We start from the raw sequence: 17,665 nt of genomic DNA on the forward strand, positions 1-17,665 counted from the left end.
TATTTATGTCTGGAGCGCCTTGCGGGCAAATGTTTTACCGCTTAATCTGCTGCGCGTGGTTCCAGGGTTTTAATGCTATCCATTACCTGGCTGGGAATCTGGCTGGGTTTGAAGTTCTGTGTATCGACGCAACCGACTTTGATGCGTCCGGTCGCCAGCAATTCTTTATGCTCTCCGTTGATACGCCACGCTTCCTGTATGAACTGCACCGAAGCGCGGCCCATCCTTTCGACTACGACCGTTAATTTCAGTTCATTATCGAGTTTGGCTGGTGCGTGATAGTCCACTGCGGTGCTTTTGACGACGAACATGACGCCATGCGTTTCGGTCATCAATTGCTGGTTGATACCGGCGCTGCGCAGCCATTCGGTGCGCGCGCGCTCAAAGAATTTCAGGTAGTTGGCGTAGAAGACGACGCCACCGGCATCGGTATCTTCATAGTAGACGCGTACGGTCCACGTAAAATTTGACAACATCTTGGATATTTACCCTGGCTGGACAGTGCTGCAGCAGTGTCCTGTAGTGTGCTGATGAATACTGCAAATCAATGTTCGATTATCGATGATATTTAATCAGCATTACAAGCTTGTTACCTGAATTTACAGTTTTGGCTGCAGATAGCGCCTGCTTGCAGCCAAAATCCGGTGCTTTTAGGGGCCGCTTCAGGTATTGCGCTTGATGAACAGCGGTCCGAAACCCTGGCAAGTCGGCATCAATTCGATGTGGTTGATGTTGACGTGGGCGGGCAGGGTCGCGATCCAGTATGCAGTTTCGGCAATATCGGCCGGGCTCAGTGGCACCGTACCTTCATATACCTTGGCCGCAGCGGCATCATCTTTCAGCCTTACATTCGAGAATTCAGTGCCGCCAGCCAGACCCGGTGCGATATTCGACGCCCGGACGCCGGTTCCGACCAGGTCGGCACGCAGGTTGCGGGTGAATTGGTCGACGAAGGCTTTGCTGGCACCATAGACGTTGGCACCCGGATAGGCATAAGCGCCAGCGCTGGAACTGATGTTGATGATGGTGCCGCGATTGCGCTTGAGCATTTCCGGCAGCAACAGGCGGGTGACGGTGACCAGGCCCTTGCAGTTGGTCTCTATCATGGTTTCCCATTGTTCCAGCGAGGCGGATTGTGCCGGAGCGACGCCGAGTGCGAGACCGGCGTTATTGATCAGGACATCAATTTCCTGCCATTCCGGCGGCAGGCTGGCCAATGCTGCGGCGATGGATGCCTTGTCGGTGACGTCCATGGGAACGGTCAGTACCGACGCGCCGATTTCTGCGGCGAGCTCATCCAGGCGATCCTGGCGGCGCCCGGTAGCGATTACTTTGTGACCATGTTGTGCAAATTTGCGTGCCATTTCAGCGCCGAAGCCTGAAGTTGCACCGGTGACCAGAACGATCATGGGATTTCCTTTATGGAAAGAGTGCGTGCTTATGATGGGATAAGCAGTAGTACCGGATGCTGAATAAAACTGCGCATCCAGCCTTGCGGCCAGATGCGCATGGTTCTGCCTGGGACTACCTTATTTGGCGGCTTGCGCGCGGTTAATCAGGAAAGTGGTCAGCAGGGGTACCGGACGTCCGGTCGAACCTTTGGCTGCGCCGCTCTTCCATGCGGTACCGGCGATGTCCAGATGTGCCCAGGTGTATTTCTTGGTGTAGCGCTCGAGGAAGCAGGCTGCGGTGACTGAGCCAGCTGCCGGGCCGCCGATATTCGCCATGTCGGCAAAATTCGACTTCAGTTGTTCCTGATAGCTGTCTTCGATAGGCAAGCGCCATGCGGTGTCGCCTGCAACTTTACCGGCTGTGAGCAATTCGTTGGCCAGCGCGTCGTGCGCATCGTCATTGCGGGTGAACAAGCCGGAGTTGTGATGACCGAGTGCGACGATACAGGCACCGGTCAGGGTTGCCACGTCGACTACAGCTGCCGGTTTGAAGCGTTCGACATAGGTCAGCGCGTCGCACAATACCAGGCGGCCTTCGGCATCCGTGTTCAGGATTTCGATGGTCTGGCCGGACATGGAGGTGACGATGTCACCTGGTTTGGTCGCGCTGCCGGACGGCATGTTTTCGCAGGTCGGGATGACGACGATGACGTTGAGCTTGAGTTTGAGCTCGGCAATCGCGCGCATGGTACCGAGCACGGAAGCCGCGCCACCCATGTCGTATTTCATTTCATCCATGGCTGCGCCCGGTTTCAGCGAGATGCCGCCGGAATCGAAGGTGATGCCTTTGCCGACCAGTACGACAGGCGCATCCTTGGCTTTGCCGCCATTGTGTTTGAGGACGATGAATTTAGGCGGTTCGACGCTGCCGTTGGTAACGGACAGGAAGCTGCCCATTTTGAGTGCCTGCAGTTGCTTGCGATCCAGCACTTCAACGTCCAGCTTGTATTCTTTCGCCATTTTCTTGGCGGTATTGGCCAGGTAGGTCGGGGTGCAGACGTTGGCCGGGGAGTTGCCCAGGGCCTTGGTCAGCTCCATGCCGTTGGCCACGGCTACCGCCTGGGTAATCGCTTCCTTGGCGCTGTTGACTACTGCCGACGGCACGGCAAAGGCGATTTTCTTGACGCCGTTGGGCGCCGGGTCTTTTTTGCTTTTCAGGCTGTCGAAACGGTAAGCCGCTTCACGTGCGCTGAGGATGGTGCTGCGGATAGACCATGCGCTGTCGCGGCCGGTGACGGCGTCAAATGGCAGGGCGATGACGGCTTCGTTGTTGCCGAGGGTAGTAAATGCACGCACCACGGCCTGAGCCGCAGCGTTGAAATCCTTTTCAGACACTGCATCCTGCTTGCCGAGGCCGACCAGCAATACGCGTTCAGCAGCGCCGCCGTTCAGGCCGCGCAGCAGCAGGCTGGAGCCAGCTTTGCCGGTAATGTCGCCGGACTTGAGCGCAGCGCTGATTTCGCCCTTGCGATCCAGTGCCTGTGCTGCCGATGACAGTTTCTTATCTTCAAATACGGCAACTGCGATACAGCCCGTCTTGATAGCGCCGATAGTGCTTTTTGCGTCTAATGGTTTTATGCTAAAGTCCATGCGTTACTCTCCTTGTCGATTCACGATTATAGCCTCCCAATGATTTTTCAGCGCGCGCTCCGACGCGATTTGCTAAGTACCGCTGGCGCCGTCTTCACTACCCTTTTCACTATTACGATCACGGTCACCTTGATTCGTATTCTGGGGCAGGCTGCGGGTGGCAAGATCGCGTCCGCTGATGTGGTCGCGTTGCTCGGTTTTTCCGCACTCAATTACCTGCCCATACTGTTGAACCTGACCGGCTTTGTCGCCGTGTTGCTGGTGGTAACGCGTAGTTACCAGGATTCCGAGATGGTGGTCTGGTTCGCATCCGGCCTCAGCTTGGCCAAATGGATACGACCGGTCCTGATGTTTGGCTTGCCTATCGTGACGTTGACAGCTGTACTCAGCTTTTTCCTGACGCCGTGGTCCAACCAGCAAAGCGCTGTATATAAAGAGCGCTATGCGAACCGCGAAGATATCGCCCGCGTCTCACCCGGCAAATTCCAGGAGTCTTCGTCGTCCGACCGTGTGTTCTTCGTTGAAGGCGTGTCCGGCGATTCGACCAAGGTGAAGAATATTTTTGTCAGCAGCATGCGCAACGGCAAGACCAGCGTGGTGGTGGCGAAAGAGGGTACGGTAGAGATAGATCCGGCTGGCGACAAATTCCTCGTCATGCATCAGGGTCGCCGCTATGACGGTGTACCGACCCAATCCGATTTTGAATTGATGGAGTTTGATCGTTACGGTGTGTTGGTTGCCAGCCAGTCGAAAGCGCTGGTTGGCGATACCTCGGCGCGCGCAACGTCGACCCGTGAGCTCTTGAGCAACCGCAGTAATTTCAATGATGGCGAATTGTTGTGGCGTATCTCGCTGCCTTTGATGGGCATTTTGCTGATGTTGCTGGCGATCCCACTGGGCTTCGTCAATCCGCGTGGCGGCCGTTCGGCCAACTTGCTGATTGCGCTGTTCCTGTTCGTTTTCTATAGCAATATGCTGAGTTACGCGCAGGCGACCGTGGTGCAAAACCGTTCGACCCTGTTGCTGGCCTGGTGGCCGGTGCATCTGGTGGCGCTGATTGTGCTCGCAGTGTTCTTTGCGTGGCGCCTGAAAGTGAATAGCCGTTATCACCCATTGGTGGCCTGGTCTGCGCTCAAGCGCACTTGCCTGGGACGGAAGGCGGCATGAAGATCCTGCAAAAATATTTTTCACTGGAAATCGGCCGCTCAGTCCTGTTCGTGCTGATCGCCTTCCTCGCCTTGTTTGCCTTCTTCGATATGGTCGGCGAGCTGAAGTCGGTCGGTCATGGCGGCTACAAGATCCAGCATGCTTTCCTGTACGTCGTGATGGAAATGCCAGGCTATGTGTATGAGCTGATGCCGATTGCTGCCCTGATCGGTACGATCTGGGCGCTGTCGCAATTCGCGGCACGTTCGGAATTCACCATCATGCGTGCATCCAGCATGTCGACTGTGATGGTGGGCATGATTCTGTTCAAGATCGGTGTGGTATTCGCACTGATTACCTTTGTATTCGGTGAATTTGTCGTGCCTATCACGTCGAATATGGCGGAGAAGATACGCGTCACCAGCCAGGGCGGTGCGCTGGCGCAGGAATTCCGTTCCGGCCTGTGGACCAAGGATGTGATTCGCACCAATGGCCAGGAAGGCGAAGTCGTAGGCTCGCGTTTCGTCAACGTGCGTGAACTGAAGTCCGATGGCAAACTGGTGAACCTGAAGATTTACGAGTTCAATCGCAATTTCCACCTGACCGCATTGATCACGGCAGGCTCGGCAGATTACGCCGGTGGCAATACCTGGACTTTGCATGACGGTACCGAAGCAGCATTCGGCGAAACCAAATTACAGGGTGCGGTCACCGCAACCGATATCACCACCGCGATTTCGACCAGCAAGTTTGCTAGCAAATCGCTGGTGTCCGAAATGACACCGGAGATCCTGTCGGTAGGCTTTACTGATCCGGCCACCATGTCCGCCATCGCACTGGTGAATTACACGCAATACCTGTCGGAAAACAATCGCGATACCGTGCGTTATGAAATCGCGCTGTGGAAGAAAATCGTTTATCCATTCGCCGTGTTCGTCATGATGGCGCTGGCCTTGCCGTTTGCTTACCTGCATTTCCGCTCCGGCGGCGTCAGCCTGAAGATTTTTACCGGCATCATGATAGGTGTCAGCTTCCAGTTGATTAACAGCCTGTTCTCGCATCTGGGTTTGCTCAATACCTGGCCACCATTTGCGACGGCCATCCTGCCGAGTTTGTTATTCCTGACGGTGGCAGTGGGTGCCTTGCTGTGGGTTGAGCGTCACTGATGAAGACGCGTGCGCTGATCCTGTTTGCGCATGGTGCGCGCGATCCGCGCTGGGCGGAGCCGTTCCAGCGCTTGCAGGCACTGGTACAGGCGCAGTCATCCGAGTCAGTGGTGAAGTTGGCTTTCCTGGAATTGATGACGCCGCGTTTACCTGAGCTGACTGCTGAGTTGGTACAGGCTGGCGTGACAGATGTGACGGTCGTCCCGGTCTTCCTCGGGCAGGGCGGTCATGTACGGGCAGACTTGCCGCGTATCGTAGACGAACTGCAGCAACAACATCCTGCCGTCAGTTTCAAGATCGTTGAAGCAGTCGGGGAAAATGAACAGGTACTGAAGGCGATGGCCAGTTATTGCGTGGCCACGTTGGGTTGACGCTACTCAATCACGTGCGGCGAGCGCTGCACCTATCATCACCAGCACCGGTCCCTGCGTATCCTGCAAACCGCGTTCCAGCTCGCGCAAGTTCATGCGCACTATCTTTTGATTCGCCAGACTGCAGTTTTCCACGATGACGACGGGCAGGTCGGGGGATCGACCTTGTTCCAATAGTTTTTGTGCGGTGACCATGGCTTCACGGCCGCCCATGTACTGGATCAGCGTGTCGCAATCCGGCAGTGTGAGCTGGTCCGGTTGATTCGGTGCAGTGGCGGAAGTAAAGAAGGCAATGCTGCGTGCTATGCCGCGTTTGGTCAGCGGTAGCTGGGCCGCTGCGGCAGCAGCGAAAGCGGTGGTGATGCCCGGTACGATTTCGATTTCTATGCCGTGCGCTTCGAGCGCATGCAGTTCTTCATCGGCGCGTCCGAACAACATCGGATCGCCGCCTTTCAGACGTACCACCAGTTTGTATTTGGCGGCGCAATCGACCAGCAGTTGATTGATCGCGAGTTGCGCGGTAGAGCGCTGGCCGCTGCGTTTGCCGACAGAGATTTTCTCTGCCTGCGGACACAGCTCCAGCATTTCTGGTGTGACCAGTGCGTCGTGCAGCACGACATCGGCTTGCGCCAGGATGCGCGCACCGCGTACGGTGATCAGATCGACGGCACCGGGCCCGGCACCGATCAGATAGACTTTGCCGTACGTTTTTTTCGTTTCAGTCATGCTGCAGTGTTTCTGGCTAGCGCCTCTTAAGCCAGACGGATCATGCCGGCAGCCACGGTTTGATGCGTGACTTCGTCAATCAGGATGAAGGAACCGGTGGAACGGATTTCATCATAGGCATCTGCAGCCAGTGGTTGCGCAACATTCAGCGTGACGCGTGCGATACCGTTGAGTTTGACTTCATCAGCAGGACGTTTTTCCTGGGTGTTGATGTCGAGCAGGGTATCAATCTTGGTTACACGTGCAGCCACTTGACGGGTGGTGTGCTTGAGCCAGTATTTGCGACGGGTATCCAGCGCTTCTTCCGACAGCCAGCACAGGTCTGCAGTCACGGTCTTGATCAATTCAGCCGGACGGTCAGCAGCGGACAGCATGTCGCCACGCGAAATGTCGACATACTCTTCCAGCAGCAGGGTGATCGATTGACCGACCACTGCCTGTTCCAGCGAACCATCGAGGGTCTGGATATCTTTGACGGTGGCAGTCTGGCCGCTAGGCTGGATCACCAGCTTGTCACCCTTGCTGACTTTACCGGCTTCGATACGGCCCATATAACCACGGAAGTCATCGGCTTCATGGCCGTTGTGACGCGCGACCAGTTGTACCGGGAAGCGGAATGGTTCGTCGTGCGATTCATCGTAGACACTAAGCGATTCCAGCAATTCGATCAGGGTAGGACCCTGATACCACGGCATATTGCCTGCGCTTTCAACCACGTTGTCACCAGTGAGAGCGGACAGCGGGATAGGGCGGATGTCTTTCAGGCCCAGTGTTTTGGCGAATTCCGAGTAGGCTGCCACGATGCGGTCGTAGACGGTCTGGTCATAGTTGACCAGATCCATTTTGTTGACAGCCACAATGACGTGTTCGATTTGCAGCAAGTGTGCGATGGTCGAATGGCGTTTGGTCTGGATCAGCAATTCCACGCTGCCGTCGTCGCCCAGTTTGACCTTGGAGACATCGATCAGGATGATGACGGCGTCTGCAGTCGACGCACCAGTCACCATGTTGCGGGTGTATTGCTCGTGGCCCGGGGTGTCGGCGATGATGAATTTGCGTTTAGGCGTAGCGAAGTAGCGATATGCTACGTCGATGGTGATACCTTGTTCACGTTCTGCTTCCAGGCCATCGGTCAGCAAGGACAAGTCGATGGTGTCGCCGACGGTGCGTTTGTGCTTGGCACGCGACATCGCATCCAGCTGATCAGCGAAGATGCCTTTGCTGTCGAACAGCAGGCGACCGATCAGTGTGCTTTTGCCGTCGTCGACGGAACCAGCGGTAATGAAGCGCAGCAGGCCGCGTTCAGCCGATGGGTTAGCGGCATTCTTGCCCGACAATTGATCTGCAACTACAGCGTTCATTAGAAATATCCTTCTTTTTTACGTTTTTCCATCGATGCTTCGGACGTCTGATCGTCCATGCGGGTCGCGCCGCGCTCGGTGATTTGGGTGACAGCTGTTTCTGCAATGATCGCTTCAACGCTATCGGCATCCGACGAGACCGGGCAGGTGCAGGAGATGTCGCCGACGGTACGGAAACGTACGGTCTGGGTTTCGACAGTTTCGCCTTCCTTGGCCGGGGTCAATGGTGTCAGTGGTACCAGCAAGCCATTGCGTGGGATCACTTCACGCTGATGCGCAAAGTAGATCGACGGCAGTTCGAGTTTTTCGCGGGCGATGTATTGCCAGACGTCGAGTTCGGTCCAGTTCGAAATCGGGAACACGCGCATGTTTTCGCCCGGGTGGACGCGGGTGTTGTACAGGTCCCAGAGTTCAGGACGTTGTGCCTTGGGATTCCATTGGCCGAATTCATCGCGGAAGGAAAAGATACGTTCCTTGGCGCGTGCTTTTTCTTCATCACGGCGGGCACCGCCTATGCAGGCGTCGAATTTGTGTTCAGCGATGGTTTCCAGCAAGGTCACAGCCTGCGCTGCATTGCGCGAGTCGGTCAAAGGATTGCGCAGGCGCACGGTGCCGCGTTTGATCGAGTCTTCGACCGAACCAACGATCAGGCGTTCGCCCAGTTCAGCCGCGCGCTTGTCGCGGAAGGAGATCACTTCGTCGAAGTTGTGACCGGTGTCGATGTGCACCAGCGGGAATGGGAATTTGCCAGGACGGAACGCTTTTTCCGCCAGGCGCAACATCACGACCGAGTCCTTGCCGCCGGAAAACAGCAATGCCGGGTTGGCGCATTCAGCTGCCACTTCACGCATGATGTGGATGGCTTCCGATTCCAGCCAGTCCAGGTGCTTGTTGCTGGCGCTATCGAGGAATAATTTGTCGACTACTGTGTTCATAGGATCTCAGGCGTTAGTTGCTACGGGTTTGATTCTGATCAGCTTGCCGTCTACGACGTGCAGGCCGCATTCCTTGGATTCCGGGTTTTCCCACCACCAGCGTCCGGCGCGTACGTCTTCGCCTGGCTGGATGGCACGGGTGCAGGGTTCGCAACCGATGGATGGATAACCTTTGTCGTGCAGCGGGTTGTATGGCACATGGTTGCTGCGTATGTAGTGCCAGACATCCTCTTCCGACCAATCCGCGAGCGGATTGAATTTGGTCATTGCATGCGCATCGTCCTGTTCCTGCACATCGAGTGCGGCGCGGGTGGTCGATTGCGCACGACGCTGGCCGGTCACCCACGAGTGCTTGCCTGCCAGCGCGCGGTTCAGAGGTTCCACCTTGCGGATACGGCAGCATTCTTTACGCATGTCGACGCTTTCATAGAAAGCGTTGAGGCCGTTTTGCTGGACGTACGCTTCCACCGCTTCCGGTTGCGGGCGATACAGCTCGACGTCGTAACCGTAGGTTTCCTTGATGCGGTCCAGCACGCTCAGCGTTTCTGCATGCAGGCGGCCGGTTTCCAGCGTAAAAATGCTGATAGGCAGTTTGTCGCGCAGGATCATGTCGGTCAGCACCATATCTTCCGCCGCCAGGCTGGAAGCGAAGACTGCAGGTGCGAATTGATCCGCTACGCGCTGCAGTGTTTCCTTGGTGGCCGCTACCAGCGCGGCGAAATCTGCATCATTCATTTTGGTGCCGCAGCCTGACGATCTACACGACGGAACAAAGGTGTCTTTTTGTCCCACGATTGCTGATAGCTTTCGGAGAAGTCACTCAAGCCTTTCAATGCATCGTTGACGTCACGGTCAGCGCGCACTGCAAACGAGTTGAAGCCGACGCGCTGCATGTAGAACAATTGATCGCGCAAGACGTCGCCGACTGCACGCAGTTCGCCGGTGTAGTCGAAGCGCATGCGCAGGTTGTAAGCGATCGAGTAACCACGACCGTCACCAAATTTAGGGAAGTCGACTGCGATCATTTGCAGGGTGGCGGTGTCGTCTTTCAATGCTTCCGGACGTTCGTCGCTGGCGAGCCAGACGCCGACATCGTTGCGTGCTTTCAGGGTAGCAGCCTGTGCCTGCCAGACGGTCAGCGGGACGATGACTTTACCGGCTGGAACCACAACGGTTTCAGCAGTTTCACCTTCTGCCAGGCGCAGCAGGTTCCAGTCGTCGGTGCCGACTACGGCTTTGTCTTTGATGATGTTAAGCATATGCATCTTCTCCTGCGGCGTGCGCTACCTTGATCGGTGTTGCGTACACATGTTCCTTGAATGGCGTGACGCCGATACGGCGTGTGGTATCGATGAAGCGTTCATCTTCGATACGGTCGCGGACATAGACTTCGAGCAGGCGTTCGATCACGGTCGGCATTTGATGTGCCGAGAACGATGGACCGATGATTTTGCCGATCGAGCTGGTATTGCCTTGTGCACCGCCGATAGATACCTGGTACCACTCAGCGCCGTCTTTATCGACACCCAGAATGCCGATGTTGCCGACGTGATGGTGACCGCAGGCATTGATACAGCCGGAGATGTTGAGTTCGATATCGCCGATGTCATGCTGGAAGTCGAGGCTGTCGAAACGCTCAGCTATCGCTTCCGCGATAGGAATCGATTTGGCATTGGCCAGCGAGCAAAAATCGCCGCCAGGGCAGCAGATGATGTCGGTCAGCAAGCCGATGTTAGGTGTAGCGAGGCCGTGCGATTTAGCCGCTTCCCATACTGCGTAGAGATCGGCAATCTTGACGTCGGACAATACGACGTTCTGTTCATGCGTAACGCGCAGTTCGCCAAAGCTGTAGCGATCAGCCAGCTCCGCCATGAAGTCCAGTTGTTCGGCAGTTGCGTCGCCCGGCGGTACGCCGGTTTTCTTCAACGACAGCACGACTGCGGCATAGCCACTTACTTTGTGTGCCTTGACGTTGCGGCTGAGCCAGCTGTTGAAGGCTTTGTTTTCTGCCTTGTGCTGTTCAAACGCTGCATCTGTTGCTGGCAGGGTGTCGTAAGCAGGCATGGTGAAGAATGCGGAAACGCGTTGCAGCTCTTCTTCAGTCAGGGTGCCCGGACCGTCCTTGATGTCTTGCCATTCTGCTTCGACCTGGCGACGATATTCATCGATACCGATTGCCTTAACCAGGATCTTGATACGCGCTTTATAAATATTGTCGCGACGACCGTATTGGTTGTAGACGCGCAGGATTGCTTCCAGATAGGTCATGACGTGACGCCATGGCAGGAATTCGCAGATCACGCTGCCGAGGATAGGAGTACGGCCCATGCCGCCGCCTACCATAACGCGGAAGCCGACTTCGCCTTGTTCGTTCTTGATCACGTGCAGGCCGATGTCATGCACGGCAGTTGCCGCACGGTCTTCGACTGCGCCATTGATGGCGATCTTGAATTTACGTGGCAGGTAAGCGAATTCCGGATGGAAGGTGCTCCATTCGCGGATGATTTCAGCATACGGACGCGGATCGACGATTTCGTCGGCGGCGACGCCAGCCAGTTCGTCCGAAGTGGTGTTGCGGATGCAGTTACCGGAAGTCTGGATCGCGTGCATCTCGACCGAAGCCAGTTCAGTCAGGATGTCTGGAGTCTGTTCCAGGTTGATCCAGTTGAACTGGATGTTTTGACGGGTCGTGAAGTGACCATAGCCGCGGTCGTACTTGCGGGCGATATGGCCGAACATGCGCATCTGCGCCGATGACAGCAGGCCGTACGGTACGGCGATGCGCAGCATGTAGGCGTGGCGTTGCAGGTAGAGGCCGTTTTGCAGGCGCAGGATACGGAATTCATCCTCTGCCAGTTCGTCGGACAAGCGACGACGGACCTGATCGCGGTATTGCGCGATGCGTTCTTTAACGATTTGATGGTCGTATTGATCGTAGCGATACATCTCAATTCCTTAGTAAACTAACTTGAAGGCAACGGTCGTCAGCGTGGTAGCCAACAGAACGCGCAATACTTTTTCCGGTATGGCTCGTGACGCCAGCGATCCGAGGGTGATGCCCGGCACGGAGCCCAGCAACAGCATGGCCAGTAATTCCCAATGGATCGATCCGAGCCACCAGTGGCCGAGCGCCGCAATTGCGGTCAAAGGCACTGCATAGGCTATGTCGGTACCGGCAATTTCGGCCGGTGTCAGGCGTGGATAAAGCAGAACCAGTATGGTGGCGCCGATTGCTCCTGCACCAATAGACGAGATTGTAACCAATGTACCGAGAATTGCACCCGAAACTATGGTCGCTATGACCAGTTTTTTGCCGTGAAATTGACGGTTGGGATGAGCGCTCATCCAGTTTTGCAGGCGAGTACGGAAAATCAGCGCGATCACGGTCAGCATGACGGAACCTGCGATCGAGTAGCGTATGACCTGGCCGATTTCCTTGTCTAGGCCGCCGAGGTACTTCAATACGAGGGTAGTCAGCACCGCTGCAGGCAGTGCGCCCAGGCAGAGTTGCTTGACGATATCCCAGTGCACATTGCCCTTGTAACGATGGGCAAAAGTGCCTGCGATCTTGGTGGTCGAAGCGAAGGCGAGGTCGGTCCCGACCGCTACCGTTGGCGAGACGCCAAACAGCAGGGTAAGTAGCGGTGTCATCAGGGAGCCGCCGCCGACACCGGTCAGACCGACCAGTAAACCGACAGCAAAACCTGAAACAATATAAGTAACCGACATAAGACCTCGCGCAAAGTAGGGCGAATAGTAATAAACTTGAGCCTTATTCCAAACTACTTACTAATTATTTGCTTATATGCTTTTTTGGCATAAGCAATAATGAAAAATGACTGGAACGCGCAAATGCGTGTATTCAGTTGAAAACATGAGGGGAAGACATGAATCTTCATCAACTTCGCTTCGTCCGGGAAGCGGTGCGGCAGAACTTTAATTTGACCGAGGCTGCCAAGGCACTGTTTACCTCTCAACCAGGTGTCTCCAAGGCAATTATTGAGTTGGAAGAAGAGCTGGGCGTCGATATTTTCTCGCGCCACGGCAAGCGTATCCGCGGCCTGACCGAGCCGGGACGGGCGGTTTTGAAGTCGGTTGAGCTGATCATGCAGGAAATTGACGGCCTCAAACGCATAGGTAATGAATTCGCCGCACATGACAGCGGCAGCTTTACGATCGCCACCACGCACACCCAGGCGCGCTATTCGCTGCCTAAGGTAGTACAGGCGTTTACGCAGAAATTCCCCAAGGTGCGCTTGTCATTGCTGCAAGGCAATCCGAAGCAGGTCGCCGATATGGTGCTGATGGACCAGGCGGACCTGGCAATCGCTACCGAATCGATCGCCAGCATAGATGGCCTGATTTCCTTGCCGTGCTATCAATGGGAGCATCAGGTGGTGGTGCCGGTCGACCATCCCTTGCTCAAGTCCAAGTCGATCACGCTGGAAGAATTAACCGCTTACCCGCTGATTACTTATGACAGTGCGTTTGCCGGGCGCAACAAGATAGACCATGCGTTCAGCCTGCGTAACCTGAAGCCGGATGTGTTGCTGGAAGCGATCGATGCGGATGTGATTAAAACCTATGTCGAACTGGGCATGGGTATAGGCATCATCGCCGGTATGGCTTTCGATCCGGAGCGCGACAAAAACCTGCGTGCGATTCCGGCCGGACATTTGTTCGGTACCAATGTGTCGCGCGTGGCGCTGAAGCAGGGCGCATACTTGCGCAGCTATGTATTTACGTTCATCGAGTTGCTGACGCCTACCCTCAACCGCAAGCTGGTCGAGCAGGTCTTGAACGGCGAAAAAGACATGTATGAACTTTGAATGAGTATTCACTATTTTGAACTGGAAGCAGAAGCAGCATGATTAAACCGGTAAACACCGATATGGCCGAGTACTACGCGGTCCGCGATAACTTCGATGAAGAGGATATCGAAAACCCGGACGGCGCAGATGCGCTGGACGACATCATGGACAATCTGCGCAACCTGATGACAGACCAGCACGTGCTGGAGCTGGCGTGCGGCGATGGCTACTGGACGGATGAGCTGGCGGAATACGCGGCATCGGTGCTGGCAACCGACATCAATCCGGGTTTGCTGGAGCAAGCCAAAACCCGTGAGTTGCCGGAAGATATCGTGCAGTTTGCAGTTGCTGACGCGCTCGATCCCAAGGTTGAAGGCGAGTTCACTGCCTGCTTCGCCGGTTTCTGGTGGTCGCATGTGCGCCGTCAGGATCAGGTGGAAGTGATAGGTCGTATCCGCAAGATCATAGGTGCGGACGGTTTGCTGGTGCTGGTCGACAATTCGCAGGTGGATACCGAGAAAACCGTGATCGCGCGTACCGACCTGGAAGGCAATACCTACCAGATCCATGCAGCACCAAATGGTGAGCGTTACGAAGTCCTGAAGAATTACTACACCAGCAGCACCTTGCGCAAACGCCTGGGCCCTTTGCTGAAAGATATGCGTGTTCATTATTTTGAACATTACTGGATGCTGACCGCGCGCTTGCGCTAAGTCGCCTGTACCCTAAGCCGAGGAAAGTATGAGATCAACCAAAGCCACCGCCGCCGTTGAGCGACTGAAAGAACGTAGCGGGAATGAACACTATGCAATGGTGCGTACTTCCGAGGAGTTGTTTTATCTGGTCGATAACGCCGGTGATAAGCCGGTCATCGTCAGCGAACGTTTGCCGCTGGATGAATTCGTCATCTTCGTCAAAGCCTATGGTCCGCAAAAGCCGCGCCGCCAGACCAAGTCCGACATCGCTTTCGAAAAGCAGCTGATCAAGCGCTAAGCCTATAGTGCCCGCCGGACTGCGCGCATGACCGTAGAACAAACCGAACTGATAGATAGCGTCAGCCTGGACCAGGCGGGCGCTGTCTGCACTTTGGCTATCATCGACGACCTGGTTTGGGATGAGCTGCATTTACAGCTGTTACAAACCAAGCTGAATACCTATCTGCGCTATATAGAAAGTGGCGAAATTTTTGTCGCGTATCCGGCGTTGCAGGAACTGGTTGAGCAGGGGCTGGATTTTGCAATTGAGCTGCGCTGCATCTACGCACCCGGCAGCCACGCGAATTTGTTTCTCGAGAGTGCAGGAAATATCATCCGCGACGCAGGCTACATTCTGCGGGTAGGGCCGCTCGGCTCGGACTATGCAGATGAGGCCTTGTAAGCCTGTAGTAAGGATTTGCAGCGATAAACGTCGGCATGTCAGTTGCATATGCGCTGCGTAAAAATCGTTATGAGGATACCGAATGAGGTATCCTTCCCCACCTAGGCGTAATATCCGTCGCCTTTGCCCTTAGCGATTCTGGTTTTGTGTTCTTTTTGGCATGCCTTGAGGCCGCAATCCCTGGAGCGTGATTTACTTTTTATAAGGATTGAATGATGAGACAACTATCCCGCGGCAGCAAATTACTCCTGTGCGCATTCGCAGCAGCAGCGAGTTTTTCTGCTAACGCCCTGGCCCAAAGCTGGCCAAATTCAACGGTAACGGTCGTGGTGCCTTGGCCACCAGGCGGTCCATCTGATATCGCAGCGCGTCCAGTCGCTAAACGTTTGACCGAAGACCTCGGCCATCCATTCGTGATCGATAACCGCGGCGGTGGCGGCGGTAACATCGGTAGTGCAGCAGTGGCACGTGCACCAGCAGACGGTAACACCCTGCTGATCACCTCCAGCGCGCCTATCGTGATCAATCCTAGCCTGTACAAAAAAATGACCTTCGATCCTAGCAAGGATCTGGTACCTATCACCAACCTGCTGCGCGTGCCGCTGGTCCTGGTTGCCAACCCTGCTGTACCTGCCAACAATTTGAAAGAATTGATGGCTTACATCAAGGCGCAAAAAGGTCAGTTCTCCTACGCATCCGCTGGTTCGGGCACACCACAGCACATGACTGGTGAATTGTTCAAAAGCGTAACCAAACTGGAAATGACGCACGTTCCTTACAAAGGTTCGGCACCTGCAATTTCCGATCTGTTGGGCGGTCACATTCCTGTGATGTTCGACAGTATGATCGCGATCATGCCGCACATTAAGAGTGGCAAGGTAAAAGCAATTGCAGTGTCCGGTGCACACCGTTCGCCACAATTGCCTGACGTACCTACTTTCGCTGAATCCGGCGTGCCGGCAGTGGTTTCCTACGCTTGGTACGGTTTCTTCGCGCCAGCAGGTACACCAAAAGCGATCGTGAACAAGATCAATGCTGAAACACAAAAAATCATGAAAGAGCCAGCATTCCAAAAAATCCTGGCAGATACCGGCTCTGACTATGTCGGCGACACCCCGGAAAACTTCGCTGCCTTCGTAAAAGAAGAGTCAGTGAAATGGGCGAAAGTCGTGAAAGAAAGCGGCGCGACCGTAGACTGATCATGACTTGCTATCCTGCATGGATAGCTAGCCAGTTAGCTCCCAAAGCCCTGTCCGAGACAGGGCTTTTTTTATTGTGTATTCAGTTTGCAGTGCTGATTTCGGTACACTACAGCTATCCCATTTTTCTGAACCTTCATCATGTCTGAAGCCCTACGTCCGGCGACGCGCAACGATGCTGCGGCCATCTGCGAGATCTACAATCATTACGTGCTCAACACCGTCATCAGCTTTGAAACGGAAGCAGTGAGTGTGGATGAAATGCGGGCGCGCATAGACGACACGCTGCAGCAGTTTCCGTGGCTGGTGTACGAAGTTGACGGGCGCATACTCGGCTATGCCTACGCCAGCAAGTGGAAAGTCAGGAAGGCTTACCAGCATTCCGTCGAAGGCTCGGTCTATCTGTCGCAGGATAGTGGCGGACGCGGGGTTGGTACGCGCTTGTATCAGGCGCTGATCGGTGAACTGGCACAACTATCCGTACATGCAGTACTGGGCGGAATAGTCCTGCCGAATCCGGGCAGCGTGGCGCTGCATGAAAAACTGGGCTTTGTGAAAGTTGCGCACTTGCCGCAGATAGGGCGCAAGTTCGAGCAGTGGCTGGATGTCGGCTACTGGCAACTTATTCTGGACGAGAAAAACTGACCAGCTGCTGAGCTGCAACTGGTCGCTCGCGTTTTAATCCAGGGTTGCAATCACTGGTGTGTGATCTGAAGGTTGTTCCCATTTGCGCGGTACCTTGTCGATCACGCAGGCGGTGCAGCGTTTGGCCAGCGCGGGCGACAGCAGGATGTGATCGATACGCAAGCCACGGTTCAGGCGGAAGCCCATCTGGCGGTAATCCCACCAGCTATACAGTTTCTCCGGTTGCTCAAACATGCGGAAAGCATCGGTGAAGCCCATTTCCTGCATGCGTACAAACGCAGCGCGTTCCGGTTCCGAAACCAGTACCTGGCCTTGCCAAGCGACCGGATCGTGTACATCGCGGTCTTCCGGTGCGATGTTGTAGTCGCCGAGCAGTGCGACGTTTTCATGCTGCTTCAACTCCTGCGCCAGCAATGCATGCAAGCCTGCGAGCCAGCGCAATTTGTATTGATACTTGTCCGATTCCAGTGACTGACCATTCGGGATGTAGGCGCAGATGATGCGCACGCCTTGTATGGTGCCGATGATGATGCGCTGGTGTTCATCTTCAAACAGCGGATTGTTTTTGACTACATCTGTAATCGGATGGCGCGACAGGATGGCCACGCCGTTATAGGTTTTCTGACCGGTGTAGACGACGTGGTAACCGGCGGCCTCTATCTCCGCGACCGGAAATTTTTCATCGACAGTTTTGGTTTCCTGCAGGCAGAGCACATCCACCGGATTGTCGGTCAGCCATTGCAGGACTTGCGGCAGGCGGACTTTGAGGGAGTTGACGTTCCAGGTGGCGATTTTCATATGTGCAGCTATCCATTCGTGATGCGGGTGGGGCGTGCAGGCGGGGCAAAAGTTTGCACTTGTGCATGACGGCTGCGCGACAGATGCAG

The 17,665-nt window shown here is 55.3% G+C and carries 20 protein-coding genes; 9 read left to right on the forward strand and 11 right to left on the reverse strand.

Going from position 1 to position 17,665, the window contains the following annotated elements; translation table 11 throughout:
- Positions 1-41: 41 nt before the first annotated feature.
- From ybgC to H7U06_RS12025, 3 genes are all read right to left on the reverse strand, one after another.
- A complete protein-coding gene (ybgC, locus tag H7U06_RS12015; RefSeq protein ID WP_175626392.1) occupies positions 42-476 on the reverse strand; it encodes a tol-pal system-associated acyl-CoA thioesterase in 435 nt (144 codons plus the stop codon).
- Positions 477-662: 186 nt separating this feature from the next.
- Positions 663-1,409 (reverse strand): SDR family NAD(P)-dependent oxidoreductase, encoded by a 747-nt coding sequence (locus tag H7U06_RS12020; protein ID WP_175626393.1) that lies wholly within the window; start codon positions 1,407-1,409, stop codon positions 663-665.
- A 120-nt stretch (positions 1,410-1,529) separates the two neighbouring features.
- Complete coding sequence (locus tag H7U06_RS12025) at positions 1,530-3,041, reverse strand: leucyl aminopeptidase (protein ID WP_175626394.1); 1,512 nt, start codon at positions 3,039-3,041, stop codon at positions 1,530-1,532.
- A 39-nt stretch (positions 3,042-3,080) separates the two neighbouring features.
- Here H7U06_RS12025 and lptF point away from each other — a divergent pair, with 39 nt between their 5' ends.
- Genes lptF through H7U06_RS12040 form a run of 3 tightly spaced genes read left to right on the forward strand, consistent with a single transcriptional unit; the run spans position 3,081 to position 5,724 of the window.
- A complete protein-coding gene (gene lptF, locus H7U06_RS12030; RefSeq protein ID WP_175626395.1) occupies positions 3,081-4,208 on the forward strand; it encodes an LPS export ABC transporter permease LptF in 1,128 nt (375 codons plus the stop codon).
- Positions 4,205-5,353, forward strand: coding sequence for an LPS export ABC transporter permease LptG (gene lptG / locus H7U06_RS12035; protein WP_175626396.1), 1,149 nt, complete (start codon positions 4,205-4,207; stop codon positions 5,351-5,353). Before lptF ends, lptG begins: the two co-directional genes overlap by 4 nt.
- Entirely contained in the window at positions 5,353-5,724 is a 372-nt protein-coding gene (locus tag H7U06_RS12040; protein ID WP_175626397.1) for a sirohydrochlorin chelatase, read from the forward strand. Before lptG ends, H7U06_RS12040 begins: the two co-directional genes overlap by 1 nt.
- A 6-nt stretch (positions 5,725-5,730) precedes the next feature.
- Here the strand turns inward: H7U06_RS12040 and cobA are convergent, their stop codons facing one another.
- From cobA to H7U06_RS12075, 7 genes are read right to left on the reverse strand one after another with little or no spacing between them, the layout of a single operon-like run.
- Entirely contained in the window at positions 5,731-6,450 is a 720-nt protein-coding gene (gene cobA / locus H7U06_RS12045; protein ID WP_175626398.1) for a uroporphyrinogen-III C-methyltransferase, read from the reverse strand.
- A gap of 26 nt (positions 6,451-6,476) precedes the next feature.
- Positions 6,477-7,811, reverse strand: coding sequence for a sulfate adenylyltransferase subunit 1 (locus tag H7U06_RS12050; RefSeq protein ID WP_175626399.1), 1,335 nt, complete (start codon positions 7,809-7,811; stop codon positions 6,477-6,479).
- Positions 7,811-8,746, reverse strand: coding sequence for a sulfate adenylyltransferase subunit CysD (gene cysD, locus H7U06_RS12055; RefSeq protein WP_124575326.1), 936 nt, complete (start codon positions 8,744-8,746; stop codon positions 7,811-7,813). The genes H7U06_RS12050 and cysD overlap by 1 nt, the downstream gene beginning before the upstream one ends.
- 6 nt (positions 8,747-8,752) lie before the next feature.
- A complete protein-coding gene (locus tag H7U06_RS12060) occupies positions 8,753-9,481 on the reverse strand; it encodes a phosphoadenylyl-sulfate reductase (protein ID WP_175626400.1) in 729 nt (242 codons plus the stop codon).
- Positions 9,478-10,005: a DUF934 domain-containing protein gene (locus H7U06_RS12065; protein ID WP_175626401.1), complete on the reverse strand. Its 528-nt coding sequence runs from the start codon at positions 10,003-10,005 to the stop codon at positions 9,478-9,480. Before H7U06_RS12065 ends, H7U06_RS12060 begins: the two co-directional genes overlap by 4 nt.
- A complete protein-coding gene (locus H7U06_RS12070; RefSeq protein ID WP_175626402.1) occupies positions 9,998-11,692 on the reverse strand; it encodes a nitrite/sulfite reductase in 1,695 nt (564 codons plus the stop codon). Before H7U06_RS12070 ends, H7U06_RS12065 begins: the two co-directional genes overlap by 8 nt.
- Positions 11,693-11,701: 9 nt before the next feature.
- Complete coding sequence (locus H7U06_RS12075) at positions 11,702-12,475, reverse strand: sulfite exporter TauE/SafE family protein (RefSeq protein ID WP_124575322.1); 774 nt, start codon at positions 12,473-12,475, stop codon at positions 11,702-11,704.
- Between the two features lie 158 nt (positions 12,476-12,633).
- On the opposite strand from H7U06_RS12075, the gene H7U06_RS12080 reads away from it, so the two are divergent.
- The 6 genes from H7U06_RS12080 (at position 12,634) to H7U06_RS12105 (ending at position 16,778) form a co-directional block, all read left to right on the forward strand.
- Positions 12,634-13,575, forward strand: coding sequence for a CysB family HTH-type transcriptional regulator (locus H7U06_RS12080; protein ID WP_175626403.1), 942 nt, complete (start codon positions 12,634-12,636; stop codon positions 13,573-13,575).
- Between the two features lie 38 nt (positions 13,576-13,613).
- Entirely contained in the window at positions 13,614-14,270 is a 657-nt protein-coding gene (locus H7U06_RS12085; protein ID WP_175626404.1) for a class I SAM-dependent methyltransferase, read from the forward strand.
- 28 nt (positions 14,271-14,298) lie between these two features.
- Positions 14,299-14,550, forward strand: a complete 252-nt coding sequence (locus H7U06_RS12090) for a hypothetical protein (RefSeq protein ID WP_175626405.1) — start codon at positions 14,299-14,301, stop codon at positions 14,548-14,550.
- A 27-nt stretch (positions 14,551-14,577) separates the two neighbouring features.
- Positions 14,578-14,934, forward strand: coding sequence for a DUF6572 domain-containing protein (locus H7U06_RS12095; RefSeq protein WP_175626406.1), 357 nt, complete (start codon positions 14,578-14,580; stop codon positions 14,932-14,934).
- A 215-nt stretch (positions 14,935-15,149) separates the two neighbouring features.
- A complete protein-coding gene (locus H7U06_RS12100; protein WP_124575318.1) occupies positions 15,150-16,133 on the forward strand; it encodes a tripartite tricarboxylate transporter substrate binding protein in 984 nt (327 codons plus the stop codon).
- 141 nt (positions 16,134-16,274) lie between these two features.
- Positions 16,275-16,778, forward strand: a complete 504-nt coding sequence (locus tag H7U06_RS12105) for an arsinothricin resistance N-acetyltransferase ArsN1 family B (protein ID WP_175626407.1) — start codon at positions 16,275-16,277, stop codon at positions 16,776-16,778.
- Positions 16,779-16,811: 33 nt separating this feature from the next.
- Here the strand turns inward: H7U06_RS12105 and xth are convergent, their stop codons facing one another.
- On the reverse strand, positions 16,812-17,576 hold the full coding sequence (gene xth / locus H7U06_RS12110) for an exodeoxyribonuclease III (protein ID WP_175626408.1): 765 nt from the start codon (positions 17,574-17,576) through the stop codon (positions 16,812-16,814).
- Positions 17,577-17,665: the final 89 nt, after the last annotated feature.

The sequence above is a fragment of the Herminiimonas sp. Marseille-P9896 genome (assembly GCF_903993245.1).
Classification (GTDB): domain Bacteria; phylum Pseudomonadota; class Gammaproteobacteria; order Burkholderiales; family Burkholderiaceae_D; genus Oxalicibacterium; species Oxalicibacterium contaminans.

Coding starts and splice junctions, on each gene's coding strand:
- H7U06_RS12025 (WP_175626394.1), bottom strand. CDS start 3,041: ATGGACTTTAGCATAAAACCATTAGACGCAAAAAGCACTATCGGCGCT.
- H7U06_RS12060 (WP_175626400.1), bottom strand. CDS start 9,481: ATGAATGATGCAGATTTCGCCGCGCTGGTAGCGGCCACCAAGGAAACA.
- H7U06_RS12095 (WP_175626406.1), top strand. CDS start 14,578: ATGACCGTAGAACAAACCGAACTGATAGATAGCGTCAGCCTGGACCAG.
- H7U06_RS12020 (WP_175626393.1), bottom strand. CDS start 1,409: ATGATCGTTCTGGTCACCGGTGCAACTTCAGGCTTCGGCGCTGAAATG.
- H7U06_RS12040 (WP_175626397.1), top strand. CDS start 5,353: ATGAAGACGCGTGCGCTGATCCTGTTTGCGCATGGTGCGCGCGATCCG.
- H7U06_RS12105 (WP_175626407.1), top strand. CDS start 16,275: ATGTCTGAAGCCCTACGTCCGGCGACGCGCAACGATGCTGCGGCCATC.
- H7U06_RS12065 (WP_175626401.1), bottom strand. CDS start 10,005: ATGCTTAACATCATCAAAGACAAAGCCGTAGTCGGCACCGACGACTGG.
- xth (WP_175626408.1), bottom strand. CDS start 17,576: ATGAAAATCGCCACCTGGAACGTCAACTCCCTCAAAGTCCGCCTGCCG.
- H7U06_RS12070 (WP_175626402.1), bottom strand. CDS start 11,692: ATGTATCGCTACGATCAATACGACCATCAAATCGTTAAAGAACGCATC.
- H7U06_RS12075 (WP_124575322.1), bottom strand. CDS start 12,475: ATGTCGGTTACTTATATTGTTTCAGGTTTTGCTGTCGGTTTACTGGTC.
- lptF (WP_175626395.1), top strand. CDS start 3,081: ATGATTTTTCAGCGCGCGCTCCGACGCGATTTGCTAAGTACCGCTGGC.
- ybgC (WP_175626392.1), bottom strand. CDS start 476: ATGTTGTCAAATTTTACGTGGACCGTACGCGTCTACTATGAAGATACC.
- lptG (WP_175626396.1), top strand. CDS start 4,205: ATGAAGATCCTGCAAAAATATTTTTCACTGGAAATCGGCCGCTCAGTC.
- cobA (WP_175626398.1), bottom strand. CDS start 6,450: ATGACTGAAACGAAAAAAACGTACGGCAAAGTCTATCTGATCGGTGCC.
- H7U06_RS12100 (WP_124575318.1), top strand. CDS start 15,150: ATGAGACAACTATCCCGCGGCAGCAAATTACTCCTGTGCGCATTCGCA.
- H7U06_RS12085 (WP_175626404.1), top strand. CDS start 13,614: ATGATTAAACCGGTAAACACCGATATGGCCGAGTACTACGCGGTCCGC.
- H7U06_RS12090 (WP_175626405.1), top strand. CDS start 14,299: ATGAGATCAACCAAAGCCACCGCCGCCGTTGAGCGACTGAAAGAACGT.
- cysD (WP_124575326.1), bottom strand. CDS start 8,746: ATGAACACAGTAGTCGACAAATTATTCCTCGATAGCGCCAGCAACAAG.
- H7U06_RS12080 (WP_175626403.1), top strand. CDS start 12,634: ATGAATCTTCATCAACTTCGCTTCGTCCGGGAAGCGGTGCGGCAGAAC.
- H7U06_RS12050 (WP_175626399.1), bottom strand. CDS start 7,811: ATGAACGCTGTAGTTGCAGATCAATTGTCGGGCAAGAATGCCGCTAAC.